Source organism: Actinomadura sp. NEAU-AAG7, from assembly GCF_018603865.1.
In the GTDB taxonomy this organism is placed as follows: Bacteria; Actinomycetota; Actinomycetes; order Streptosporangiales; family Streptosporangiaceae; genus Spirillospora; species Spirillospora litoris.
Genome location: NZ_JAHFZY010000001.1, coordinates 104,176 through 116,963, shown reverse-complemented (window position 1 = coordinate 116,963; position 12,788 = coordinate 104,176). Strand labels below are relative to the sequence as shown.

General features: G+C 70.9%; 8 protein-coding genes. 4 read left to right on the top strand and 4 right to left on the bottom strand.

All coding sequences use genetic code 11. The features are described 5' to 3' along the window. The first annotated feature begins 467 nt into the window (after positions 1-467). Positions 468-605 (top strand): hypothetical protein, encoded by a 138-nt coding sequence (locus KLI87_RS00515; protein WP_214615418.1) that lies wholly within the window; start codon positions 468-470, stop codon positions 603-605. A 515-nt stretch (positions 606-1,120) separates the two neighbouring features. On the opposite strand, the gene gdhA is transcribed toward KLI87_RS00515, so the two are convergent. After that, entirely contained in the window at positions 1,121-2,497 is a 1,377-nt protein-coding gene (gdhA, locus tag KLI87_RS00510; protein WP_214615417.1) for an NADP-specific glutamate dehydrogenase, read from the bottom strand. Positions 2,498-2,707: 210 nt separating this feature from the next. Here gdhA and KLI87_RS00505 point away from each other — a divergent pair, with 210 nt between their 5' ends. Next, entirely contained in the window at positions 2,708-3,937 is a 1,230-nt protein-coding gene (locus KLI87_RS00505; RefSeq protein ID WP_250903443.1) for an acyltransferase, read from the top strand. Between the two features lie 727 nt (positions 3,938-4,664). Here KLI87_RS00505 and KLI87_RS00500 read toward each other — a convergent pair. After that, a complete protein-coding gene (locus tag KLI87_RS00500; protein ID WP_214615415.1) occupies positions 4,665-5,372 on the bottom strand; it encodes a VWA domain-containing protein in 708 nt (235 codons plus the stop codon). 422 nt (positions 5,373-5,794) lie between these two features. Then, positions 5,795-8,248 carry a hypothetical protein gene (locus KLI87_RS00495; RefSeq protein WP_214615414.1) on the bottom strand — a complete coding sequence of 818 codons (2,454 nt, stop codon included), beginning with the start codon at positions 8,246-8,248 and terminating at the stop codon, positions 5,795-5,797. A gap of 129 nt (positions 8,249-8,377) precedes the next feature. Between KLI87_RS00495 and KLI87_RS41375 the strand changes: the two genes are divergently transcribed. Beyond that, complete coding sequence (locus tag KLI87_RS41375) at positions 8,378-10,249, top strand: histidine kinase (protein ID WP_214615413.1); 1,872 nt, start codon at positions 8,378-8,380, stop codon at positions 10,247-10,249. After that, positions 10,246-10,923, top strand: coding sequence for a response regulator transcription factor (locus KLI87_RS00485; RefSeq protein WP_156217444.1), 678 nt, complete (start codon positions 10,246-10,248; stop codon positions 10,921-10,923). The genes KLI87_RS41375 and KLI87_RS00485 overlap by 4 nt, the downstream gene beginning before the upstream one ends. Before the next feature lie 507 nt (positions 10,924-11,430). Here the strand turns inward: KLI87_RS00485 and KLI87_RS00480 are convergent. Continuing rightward, on the bottom strand, positions 11,431-12,612 hold the full coding sequence (locus KLI87_RS00480) for an MFS transporter (protein ID WP_214615412.1): 1,182 nt from the start codon (positions 12,610-12,612) through the stop codon (positions 11,431-11,433). Positions 12,613-12,788 lie beyond the last annotated feature (176 nt).

The window sequence follows — 12,788 nt, the reverse complement described above, 5'->3', positions numbered from 1 at the left end:
CACCGAACTGCCTAAGCCATCCTCACCGCAAGCCATCCCTACCGCCACCGAACCCAACCTGACCCGCCGCACCCCTTGCCCTGCCCCCAACACCAAGCCGCCACAACGCGCCCCCGCCGCCAACCACCCAACCCAAGCCGCAGGCGGCCCTGCCCCCGGACGGACCTCCCAAGCCGAGCCCGCCCCACCAAGCCGAGCGCAGGCCATCGAAGCCGCCACGCCGCGCCCGCTGCAAGAGGACCGCCGTCTGAGGACCCAAGCCGACTCTGCTGAGCCGGGCCCGCTGCGATGCAGGCCATCCGCCAGACGGGCCCATCCCTCTTCGCGCTCGTTGCGCCGAACCCGCTACGCCCAACCCGCCGCAAGCGCCCCTGCCGTCGGACGCGCCGCCCAAGCCGAGCCCATTCCAAGACCGAGGCACCTATGCCGAGCGCGCTGCACCGAAGCCGTTACACCGAGCCCGCTTGATGGTCCTGGCGCAGCGCCACCCGCTGGAGCAGCGGGACGGCCGCCGCCAGCGCCTCCTCGCCGAGCACCGCCGCCGCCGTAGCGACGGCGCGCTCCGGGCCGCCCGCAGTGCCAGCGTCGGGGCTGCCGCCGGGTAGCTCCTCAAGCCAGACCTGCTGAGTCAGCCCCGCTGCAAGTCAGGCCAAGCGCCTGATGGGCGCGCCCTTACCCACGCCCACTGCACTGGACTCACCATGCCGAGCTCGCTGCAAGCGGCCCCGTCGTCAGCAGCCCCGCCCCAAGCCGAGCCCGCCTCAGCCGAATCGCCTACGCCGAGCACGCCCCAAGCCGAATCGCCTACGCCGAGGTGTTGCGCCTGAGTGGCTGCGGCGCGATCGCTCCAACAGGGCCGCCGTTGGACGACCCTTTCCCAGGCTGGGCTCGCTGCGCAAGCCCGCTGTAGGGCGGACCGGTTGCCGGACACGGGCATCCCAGCCGAGTTGCGTACGCCGAGGTGCTGGCCTGCGGCGGCGAGCCGCAGGAAAGGGTGCACAGCGGACGGCCCCGCCCAGCCGGGCGCGCTGTGCCGAGCCCTGCTGCGAAGCGGACCGGCTGCCGGACGGGCCCGCCCTGGGCGAGGTCGCCGTTGGGCGGGCCCGCGATCGACTGCGGTCTAGATCAGGCCCTGCGCGAGCATCGCGTCGGCGACGCGCTCGAAGCCCGCGATGTTGGCGCCGACGACGTAGTCGCCGGGCGCGCCGTACCGCTCGGCGGTCTCGAAGCAGGTGTCGTGGATGGACGTCATGATCCCCGACAGCTCGGACTCGACCCGCTCGAACGTCCACGACTCGCGGCCCGCGTTCTGCTGCATCTCCAGCGCGCTCACCGCGACGCCGCCCGCGTTGGCGGCCTTGCCCGGCCCGAACGCGACGCCCGCGCCCTGGAACACGTGCACCGCGCCGGGCGTCGCCGGCATGTTCGCGCCCTCCGAGACGGCCTTGACGCCGTTGCGGACGAGCACCGCCGCGGCGCTCTCGTCCAGCTCGTTCTGGGTCGCGGACGGGAGCGCGATGTCGGCGGGCACGTCCCAGACGCTGCCGCCCGCCACATACCGCGCCGAGTCGCCGCGCTGCTCGGCATAGTCGGAGACGCGGCCCCGGTCGACCTCCTTGACCTTCTTGAGCAGGTCGAGGTCGATGCCCTTCTCGTCCACCACGTAGCCGCCGGAGTCGGAGATCGTGACGACGTTCGCCCCGAGCGCCTGCGCCTTCTCGATGGTGTAGATCGCCACGTTGCCCGAGCCGGACACGACGACCTGCTGGCCGTCGAGGTCCTCCCCGCGCCGCCGCAGCATCTCGGCGGTGAACATGACGTTGCCGTAGCCGGTGGCCTCCGTCCGGCCCGCGGATCCGCCCCACGGCAGGCCCTTGCCGGTGAGCACGCCCGCCTCCCAGCGGTTGGTGACCCGCCGGTACTGCCCGAACAGGTAGCCGATCTCGCGTCCGCCGACCCCGATGTCGCCCGCCGGGACGTCGGTGTGGTCGCCGATGTGCCGCTGCAGCTCGGTCATGAACGACTGGCAGAACCGCATGACCTCGGCGTCGGAGCGGCCGTGCGGGTCGAAGTCGCTGCCGCCCTTGCCGCCGCCGATGCCGAGCCCGGTCAGCGCGTTTTTGAAGATCTGCTCGAAGCCGAGGAACTTCACCACGCCGAGGTTCACCGTCGGGTGGAACCGCAGCCCGCCCTTGTACGGCCCGAGCGCGCTGTTGAACTCGACCCGGAACCCGCGGTTGACGTGGATCTCGCCCGCGTCGTCCTGCCATGGGACGCGGAAGACGATCTGCCGCTCCGGCTCGATGACCCGCTCCACCATCTTCGCGGCCGCGAGCCCGGGTCGCGCGGCCAGCACGGGCGGGAGTGACTCCAGCACCTCGTGGACGGCCTGGTGGAACTCAGGCTCGCCCGGGTCGCGGCGCAGGACCCGCTCGTAGGACTCCTCCAGCAGGGCCAGTGTCTCCGGCGGTGCCTGGAGGCGGGGGGACAAGGGCATAGGTGATTCCTTTCGCAGAACAACAACCTTTGTACCTGCCCGGGAGCACCATCCTCGCACCCCGCGATCATCCGCGCGGTGCGAACGCCGGCCCGCTTCCCCTTGACCGGATGATCTGACAACCGGACCACCCCAGGGCGCCATGCGCCCTACTCTGTCGGGATGATCCCCAATGCGGTTGAGTCCTCCGCAATCGCCCGACTCGGCTGGTTGGACGCGCTGCGGGGATGGGCGGCGATCACGGTCGCGCTCCATCACGCGAGCTATGTCTACATCCCGGACGTGCAGAGGTGGATGGCCGAACGCTTCGACCCCGGCCGCTACGGCGTCCTCGTGTTCTTCCTGGTCAGCGGCTATATCGTACCGGCCTCTCTGGAGCGCCGCGGCAGCGTCCGGGGCTTTTGGATCGGACGCTTCTTCCGCATCTACCCCATGCTCGCGCTGTGCTGCCTGGCGGCGGTGCTCCCCTTCATCCTCGGCATCCTCGGGCTGCGCGCGGGGCTGGAACAGTACGACCCGGTGACAGCCGTCCTGGCGCATCTGACCATGTTGCAGGATCTTCTCGCCGTCCCCAATGCCATCAACGTCCTGTGGACGCTGACCTACGAGATGGCCTTCTACCTCCTTATCGTCGGGTTGTTCGTCGTCGGCGGGCACCGCCGCTCCGCGCCGGTCGCCTCCGGATTCGCACTGGCCGCGGTGCTCGTGGGCGGCCTCATCCCCTCCACCCTGCTCTCGCGCACCGCGGGCATCGGCCCCCTCGTCGCCGCCGTCACCATCGGTCTGGTCATCTCGATCGCCGCCGCCGTGTCGGACCGCCCCGGCCTGCGCGTCTTCGGCGGCGTCCTCGGCGGCCTGCTGGCCGCCGCGCTGGCGGCCGCCAACAGCCGCGTCTACGCCTGGGAGGGGCTGACCCTCCTAGCGATCATGTTCACCGGAACCGTCCTCTACCGCGCCGAACACCGCCAGATCAGCCGCCGCGCCGCCGCCGTCACCGTCGCCGTCGTCCTCGCGGGCGGGATCGCCGCCGGAACGGTGCACGCGGGCTCCTCCACCCGCGCCTGGAACAACCAGTTCACCTGGACCCTCCCGATCGTCCTGGCTGCCCTGACGTTCGGCGCCGCCTGGCTGCTGCGCGGCCGGAGCTTCCCCCGCTGGGCCATCACCCTCGGCGCCGCCAGCTACTCGATCTACCTCCTGCACCCGATCCTGCTGATGGTGGACACCCAGTTCCTCGGCACCAGCAACCACGAGAACAAACTGGGCCTGGCCGCCTTCGTCACCGTCCTGGTCACCGCAAGCTGGGCCTGCCACCGCTGGATCGAGACCCCGGCCCAACGCCTAGGCCGCCGCCTGACCCGCCGCCTGGTCCCCCCACCGGCTCCACCCCCAACCCCTCCACCCCCCACTGACCAAGCCCCCCACGCCCTAACCCCCTAACCCCCACAGATCACCCACCGGGCCCACCCCCGACCCGCCTGCCGTCTGCCCAACACACCCCCGACTCGCACATCCCCGGCCCTCACACCGCCCCATCTGCAAATCGCACGGCCCGCAGATCGCACGGCCCGCAGATCGCCCGGCTGGCACACGGCCCGACCCGCCTGCCGTCCGCTCCACACTCCGGCCCGCAGATCGCCCGGCCCTCACGCCGCCCGGCCTCAACACCCCCGACGCTCGCGCCTCCCGGCCCGCATGCCAACCGGCCCGCATGGCCTATGGTCCGCACATCGCACCGCCTCCCGTGCGCCGCCTCCCGTGCGCCGCCTCCCGTGCGCCGCCTCCCGTGCGCCGCCTCCCGTGCGCCGCCTCCCGTGCGCCGCCTCCCGTGCGCCGCCTCCCGTGCACCGCCTCCCGTGCACCGGCTCCCGTGCACCGCCTCCCGTGCGTGTCGCCGCCGTCCGCCTCGCTTGCGGACCGTGGACCCTTCCCGCGCGCTCTCCCACGTGCGCAGCACACGCCGCTTCGCGCCATCACCCTCCCGCTTTGACACATGCCATGCGGCCTCATCCCGCCCGTGTGCGTAACGCCAGCTGCGTACCACTTATGGCGCGCCGCTCACGGCGCACGTCCCGGCACCTGACACAGCCCCCAGCTCAACGCTCGGGCAGTTGCCTGGTCTCCTCGGCTTCTTCACCTCCGGCACTGGCCTCTGCGGCGTGGCCTCCTACTTCACGATTCCGGCGGCGCGTGCGTCGGCGGGCCATGAGGGGAACTCGGTCATCAGTTGGTGGTAGAGGTCGTCGTCGGCGATCGCACGCGGCTCGGGGCCGGCGGGGAAGAACGCCGCATTGTCGATCATGCGCTTCTGCGGGACGGGAAGGTCGTCGAGCTTGTGCAGGAACCGGAACTCGTCGTTGCCGAAGCCGATGAAGTGCCAGAAGATCGGCAGCGTGGACGCGCCGCAGAGGACCTTCTCCGCCGCCGTCTTCGAGTCCGGCGACCCGTCCGTCTGGAAGATCACGAACGCCGGTGCGGCGGGGGCGGTCCCCTGGTAGTGGGCGATGACCGCCTCCATCGCGGCGGCGTAGTTCGTGGTGCCCATGTGCCCGAGGCGTTCGTGCTCCTCGTTGATCCGGCCCTGGTACCGGGTGAGGCCGACCTCCACCGGCGGGTACGCGGACTTGTCGAAGAACACCACGGGGACCTTGCCGTCGTCGTCCAGGTGCGCGGCGAGCGCCAGGGCCTGTTCGGCCAGGTGCTGGACGGTGCCGTCCTTGTAGTAGCGCCGCATCGAGCCGGACCGGTCGAGCACCAGGTAGACGGCGGCGCGCTCGCCGCCGAGACCACGCTTTTCGAGGTTGACTCTGGCGGTCTTGTAAAGGTCGACCAAGCCGGGGGCCGTGGCATTGACCTTCTCCAGGCTGATGGGCATCGAGTAACGCTCCTAGCTGGGGTGGGACGGTTCGGAGCCTCTCAGCATGCACTCGTCGGCGATCTTCTGAGGCGCGATGGCCGACTGCGGCTAAAACGGTCCAACCGGGAGTTCCCGAGTGGTTGGAGCCGCGATGGTCAGCTGGGGCAAGAGCGGTCGGACTGCGCATCCCTGGGTGTAGTCGGGGTTGCGATGGCTGTTCGTAGTGGTCGGACTGCCGCTGCTGTGTGATTGAGGCGATGGTCGTCGTCGACAAGGGCGGTTCGATCGCTCGTTTTTGGGTGTTGGGGCCGCGGTGGGTCGGTTTGGTTTGGGGCTGTCGAGCCGCTCGTCCATGTGTGGTTGGGATTGTGTGCTGGTTGGGCATGGGCGGGGCCGTTGGATCGCTGGTTCTTGTGTGGTCGGGGTGATCGTGGGCGTGGTCATCGTTTGAGTTGGATCCAGGAGGCCGAAGGCGGGATCGGACGGCCCGCGAGTGTGCCGGTGAAGGTGAGGTCGTAGTCGATGCCGGGGCGGGGACGGGTACCTGCGGTGATGGTGAAGGGCACGCTGACACGACCCTGTGGGGGGATCGTGATCGTCGTGGCGGCACCGGGGCGGATCGTCCAGCCGTTGGAGACACGGCCGGACAAGCTGATCTTTTGTGGACGGTCACCGAAGTTGTAGGCGTCGAGCCACATGCGCGTGGTGGTGCCCATTCGGTAGCCGACGGGCGGTTCGGTGTTGCCGTTGTCCTTGCCGGGGGCGGCGTTGGCGGCGGCGTACCGCTGGCTGAGCACGACCTGCTCCGCCGCAGACGGGACGCGCCGGAGCCGCTGCTCGCCGTGCGGACGGTGCGGTCGGCGTTCGGTGCGTTGCGACACCAGGTAGATCGGGTCGGGTGAGGCTGTGATGTGCAGGGTTCCGTCCGTGGCGCGCTCGGCTGGGCCCTGCGGGGCGCCCATCAGGTCGTAGCGGTCCACCCGTCCGGATATCGGGAGTTTCACCTGGGTGGGTTTGGCCGCCCACAGCACCGTGACGTTCTGCGTACCGCTGTCGAAGACGTGCCCGCTGGCTCCCGCGGGCAGGCCCGGCAGCCGCCGGACGAAGTCCGCCCTTCCCAGCAGTCCGGTGAGGGCGGCGTGCGCGCTGTAGGCGGGCAGCGGCTGAAAGGCTCGGCTGAACATCGAGAACGTGAACCCGTCATCGGTCAGCGGCGGCCCGGCGAACCAGAAGTGCTTGTCCACCCCGTCGGCGAGATCCTCGACGGCCGAACGGACCAGGTACCGCGCCTGCTCGGACTGCCGCGCCCCGGTGGGATCCTGCCCGGGCTGGACCGGCAGGAAGATCCCGGATTCGGTCATCCACCTCGCGGTCCCCTCACCGTGGCGCCGCCAGAGTTCGTGTTGGTCGCCGGCGGAGCTCGGGACATCGGGGTCGGGCGTTCCTGGAGGCCAGGGGTAGCCGTGGAATGACCAGATGTCGGCGTACCGGACGACGTCGCTCCGCAGCATCAGCTGTTGGTAAGGCCCTATGTCCGCGATGCCCGGCAGTGCGATGAGCGGACGGTCGCGGCGGGCCGCCACGCCGAGGGCGGCCGCTTTCACGTAGGCGGCCTGCTGGTCGCCGGTGCTCGCGGTGTCGTCCACGTCGGGTTCGTTCGACATCTGGACCACGTCGGGCCGGACCCCGGAGGGTTTGCCCGCGACGTGCCGCCCGTATCTGTAGGCGTCGCGCAGGTCGGCCGGGAGCGGGACGGAGGTCGGTGTCATCGCCCACTCCGGCGGACCCTCGATGACCTCCAGCGACTTGAGGCCGTGGCGGTGCATCGCGGCGATGACGCCGTCCTGCGGGGTCGGAGCGTAGCGGCCCCGGCGCGGCTCGGTGGCGGGCCAGGACCGGCCGTCGCGCACGTAACCCGCCCCCATCTGCCGCAGCGCGTCGGCCAGCGCGTCCCTCCGGGCCGACGGCACCACCGCGTGGGCCCAGGTGTTCACGCCGAACCGATTGCCGGAACCCTGGACGGGTCGCTGCTCCGGCAGCCTCGCGAAGCGTCCGACCAGTGTCTTCCCGGAAAGCGTCGCGCTCGCTGTGTAGTGGCCCGGCGGCAAGTTCGGCAGCGCGAGGGTCACCGTCGTGGCTCCGGCGGGGATCGTGGCGGTCCCCGAGGCGACCTGGGAGGAGCGGTGGTCACGGATGTCGTACCGGACGGTTTGGGGGGCCGCCGTGTGCGCGTTGAGGCGGAAACGCAGATCCGCCTTTGAGCGGTAGATGCCGAGATTGGTGGCGGGATCCTGGATATGGACGTCCGACAGGGCGAGCGGCGTCGGCGTCAGCGTGAAGGAGTCGAGGAGGAAGCGGTGGAGCACCGCCCCCTCGAAGGCGACGGGCTCGTCGATCCTGAAGGTGATCTCGTTGACGCCGCGATGCAGCTCGACGTCGCCGAGGCCCAGCCGGTAGAGGTCGCCCCAGGCTCGGGGGGCGTCCGACCAGTACGCCTGGGATTTGGAGACCTGGGTGGAGGGACCGCCGTTGACCGCCAGGTTGATCGGGGAGCCGGTCTCGGTGTCCTCCGCCTGTTCCAGCGGGGAGGACATTGTCGCCTCCAGGCGGTAGGGGCCGGCGGCCGGGGCATGGACGGTGTAGGTGGCGTACCAGCCCCGTCCGTCCGGACGGCGGGCCGTGGCCAGCGCCAGATATCTGCCGCCCGACGCCCGCCGGTCGGACGCGGACGGGATGTCGGCCCGGGTCGGAGCCTCGCCCTCGATCTTGATCGCCGTCGCGGCGGCGCGTGCGTCCGCCTGCGGCCCGGCCGTGCCGATCAGGCCGAGCGCGAGCGCCACAGTGATCGCGGCGGCCACCTTGCCGTGGGCGCCGGGTGTGTTGATGACCTTCATGCCGTCGAGCACACCACCGGGGTCCGGGTCGCGTCCTCGGCCAGGCGGCCATCGATTCTGGCCAGGTGGCCACGACCAAAGGCCGATCGGCTACTGCCCGTCCGCTCGGACCGTCCCTAGGCTCGGCTCATGCACCGAATTCGCGAAGCCCTCGCCGCTACGGGCGGGACGTGGTGGACGCCGCCCGCCGGGCTCAGGCACCGCCGCGTCATGCGGGACTGGGCGGTCGACATCGCCCTGCTCGGCGGCGCGTGGCTGGTGTGGGCGGATGTCCAGCGGACCCTTCCGCAGCAGGACGGCCTGCCCGGCTGGACGGTCACGGCCGACCCCTGGTTCGGCGCCGTCGCCTGCTTGGCGCTGTGCCTGCGGCGACGCTTCCCGCTGGGGCTGGCCCTACTGATGGCGCCACTGCTCGCGGTGACGGCCGCCGCGACCGGTGCCGCCGCCGTCGCCGTGCTCACCGTGGCCGTCCACCGGGAATGGCCCGCCGCCGCGCTGGCCACCGGCCTCAACCTGCTGGTGGTCGTGCCCTTCGGGCTGCTGTTCCCGCCGCCGGGCAGCTCCGGCGGGCAGAACGCGGTGGCGCTGTTGCTGATCTTCACTGCGCCGCTCGGGTGGGGCGTGGCCGTCCGGGCCCGGCGCCGCCTGGCGGAGGGAGCGCGCCTGGAGGAGGAACGGCGACGGCGCGAGCACGCGCTGCGGCTCGCCGACGCCCGCCGGGCCGAGCGTGCCCGGATCGCCCGCGAGATGCACGACGTGCTGGCGCACCGCGTCTCCCTGCTGGCGATGCACGCCGGAGCGCTGGCCTACCGGACGACCCAGGCCGAGACGGGGAAGGGGCCGCCGCTTGAGGCCGCCGAGGTGCGGGAGGCGGTCGAGGTCATCCGCGGCAACGCCCGCCTCGCCCTCGACGAACTCGGTGATGTCCTCGCGGTGCTGCGTTCGGACGACGCCGAGGATCCCGACGACGCCTCCGCGTCCCTCGCGCGGCCACAACCGCGCATGACGGAGATCGCCGGTCTGGTCGAGGAGGCGCGGGCCGCCGGGCAGCGGGTCGCGTTCGACGGCGGGGACGTCCTCGACGCGCCGGTCCCGCCGCGTCCGCAGGTACAGCGCACCGCCTACCGCACGGTCCAGGAGGGCCTGACCAACGCCCGCAAACACGCCCCCGACGCCCCGGTCACCGTCCGCCTCACCGGCCGACCCGGCACCGGCCTAGAGGTGGTGGTCACCAACCCGATACCCGACAACGCTTCCATGCTGACTGAGCCCGCCCCCACGCTGACCGATGGCGCCCTGGTGGTGGCGGGCTCCATCCCTGGGTCGGCGGAGGCTGCCGCTGTGCCGAGGGTTCCCGGTGCCGCGCTAGGGGATGCCGCTGCTGCGTTGGAGGAGATTGCACCCGCGCTGGCGGTGTCTGGCCCTGTGACCATCGGCGCCACGTTGACGGATGGCGCCTTGATGGTGACGGCCTCCACCCCTGCGGCGGTGGAGGCTGCCACCGTGCCGGCGGAACCCGCTGCCGTGTTGGGGGATGTCGCTGCTGTGCTGGGGGAGGCCGTATCTGCGTCGGCGAAGGCCGTCGCTCTGCCGAAGGACCCCGCTGTCTCTTCGGCGGATTCGGCTGCTGCGGTGGAGGTGGCTGTACCCGGGGTGGCTGAGGCTTGCCCTGCGGCGGTCGACGTCGCGTTGGCCGGTTCCGCTGGCGCCGCGATACCGGGATCGACGACGGGACGGGGCGTGCCGGCGAATGCTGCCGCTGTCAGGGGGGAGGCTCGGGCGACCGTGGTGGCCGAGGCTGTGACGGCGATGACCGGGGCGGCTGTCGGGTCGACAGGTGAGGGCGCCGCGTTGGTTGATGCTGGCAGCGTGGTTCTGCCTGGTGCGGGGCGGGGGCTGGCCGGGTTGGGGGAACGGGTGGCGCTGGACGGTGGGACTCTGGAGCATGGGCCGCGCGAGGGGGGTTTCCGGTTGGCCGTCCGGTTACCGTGGCCGGCATGACCGATCGGCCGTCCGCCCCGGTACGGGTACTTCTCGTTGATGACGACCCGCTGGTGCGCACCGGGCTGCGGCTGATGCTGCGCGGCGCCACTGACCTGGAGGTGGTGGGGGAGGTCGCCGACGGTACCGGCGTCGTCGATGCGGTGTCCCGCCTGCTGCCCGATGTCGTCCTCATGGATGTGCGGATGCCGTATCTGGACGGCATCGCCGCGACCCGAGCGCTCTCCGCTCGTGGGGACGGTGCGCCAGCGGTCATCGTTCTGACGACGTTCGGTGACGACGCCAACGTCGTGGCCGCGCTGCGCGCCGGGGCGGCGGGCTTCCTGCTCAAGCACGCGGGGCCCGACGAGATCGTCGACGCCGTGCGGCGGTCCGCCAGGGGCGAACCGGTGCTCTCCCCGACCGTGACCCGCACGCTGATCGACCGGCTCACCACGGGACCGGTGGAGAACGTCCGCTCCGCTGAGGCGCGCAAGCGCATGTCCGCGCTGTCGCGGCGCGAACGCGAGGTCGCCGCCGCCGTCGCCGAGGGACTCGCGAACTCCGAGATCGCCGAGCGCCTCTACATGTCGGTGAGCAGCGTCAAGGCCCACATCTCCAGCGCGCTGACGCGGCTGGATCTGTCCAACCGCATCCAGCTCGCCATCCTCGCCCACGACGCCGCCGACCACTGAAGACCACGCTCCGGCGAGGAGCGAGGAGCGAGGAGCGAGGAGCGAGGAGCGAGGGGGCGGTGCGAGGGGGCGGTGCGAGGGGGCGGTGCGAGGGGGCGGGGTGATCAGGGTGCGGGGCGTTGTGATGGTCGATAGGTGGTTGTGGTGATGGCGGCTCGGTTCTAGAGGGCGCGCGTCTGTGGGTGGGGGTTGGGTGGTCGGGTGAGTCGTGGTGGGACGGGTTGTGGTGGGGCGGGGGGTTGATTCACAGCAGGTGAGGTTGTTGGGCGCGGGGCGAGGGTTGTGGTGGGCCAGCGCGAGCGCAAGAAGGCGGCCACCCGCCGCTCGATCGCGGACACGGCGCTCCGGCTGTTCCTGGAGCGCGGCTACGACGGGGTGGGTTGTTTATCGCGGGGTGAGTTTTTGTGGGGCGGGGTGGGGTTGTTTGGTGTTAGGGAGGTTGCGGGGCGGGGCGGGGGAGGTGGGGTGGGGTGGGTTTTGTGGGGCGGTTGTTTGTTGTTGTTGGGGTTAGGTGGGGGTTCGGATTGGGGTTTTTAGGGCGGTTAGGGCTGTCAGGGTGCAGAGGGTTCCGGCTGTTAGGCAGGCTGGTTTTATGCCGTAGCGGGAGGCGGCGCCGGTTAGGGCTGCTACGCCTAGGGGGCCCAGGGTGTTGTGGATTGTCCAGAAGGAGGCGGTGACGCGGCCTAGGAGGTGGTCGGGGGTTACCTCTTGGCGGAAGGACATTGAGCAGATTCCGGCTGTACCGGTGGCGAACAGTTGGACGACCGCGAGGGCGCCGACCAGGAGGACGCCGGGGGACAGGCCCAGGAAGGCGATCGCGGTGCCGCACAGGGCCCATGAGCCGATCCAGCAGGCCGCGAAGCCCAGGTGGCGGCGTGCGGACGCGACGGTCGTCGCGGCCAGGAGGGAGCCCAGGGTCGCGGCGGCCAGGACGTAGCCGACGGTCCTGTCGGAATGGCCGAGGTCGTGCTTCAGGTAATAGATGATGAGGTCGGTCAGGCCGTAGGTGATGAAGATGAGCAGTGAGAGCAGGGCTGTGAGGGCGCGTAGTGCTGGGTGGCGCCAGAGGAATTCGGCTCCTGCCAGAAAGTCTTTGAGGGGGGTTTGGTGGGGTGGGGTTTGGGGTGTGGCGCGGAATTTTATGAGGGTCAGGACGGCGGCGGAGAGGGCGAAGCTGGTCCCGTCCACGGCTATTGCCATTGCGGGGCCTACGAGGGCGGATACCAGGCCGGCGAGTAGGGGGCCGGCGACGCCCGCTACCGAGTACGCCGAATAGAGGTGGCCGTTCGCCTTGGTTATCTGGTCCTCCTTGACCAGGCCGGGCACCACCGTGACGTAGGTGACCTGGAACTGCATCGCGAAGGCGCCGGTGAGGGGCATGATCGCGTAGAGGAGCCAGACCTGGGGGGAGAAGAGCCAGACCAGGGGGATCAGGCCGTAGAGCAGGCAGCGGGCGATGTCGCAGGTGATCAGCAGGGCGCGGCGGTCCACGCGGTCGGCGAGGTATCCGGCGAAGAGGCCGGTGAGGATGGAGGAGGCGCCGACCAGGGCGGTGACCGCGCCCATCTGGACGAGTGACCCCGTCGCCCGCAGCACCAGCAGCGGAATCGCCACGAAGGAGAAGGCGTCGCCGAGGGCGGAGAGGGTCTGCGCGGTGAGGAAGATCCGGAAGTCCCGTCCGGAGTGCATTCGGCTCCCGTCGTGGTGATCAAGCCGCCCACGAAGAAGTGGAGCAAGATCGCGTCGCGTTGTCGAGGGGGCGGTGGCCGGGAGTGGTCGCGGGACCCTGTGAAGCGTGATCGTCACGCTACGGTGCGTGCAGGCTCTGGCAGGGGGTTCGCTATGGCGTTGGTGGTCACGTTCGC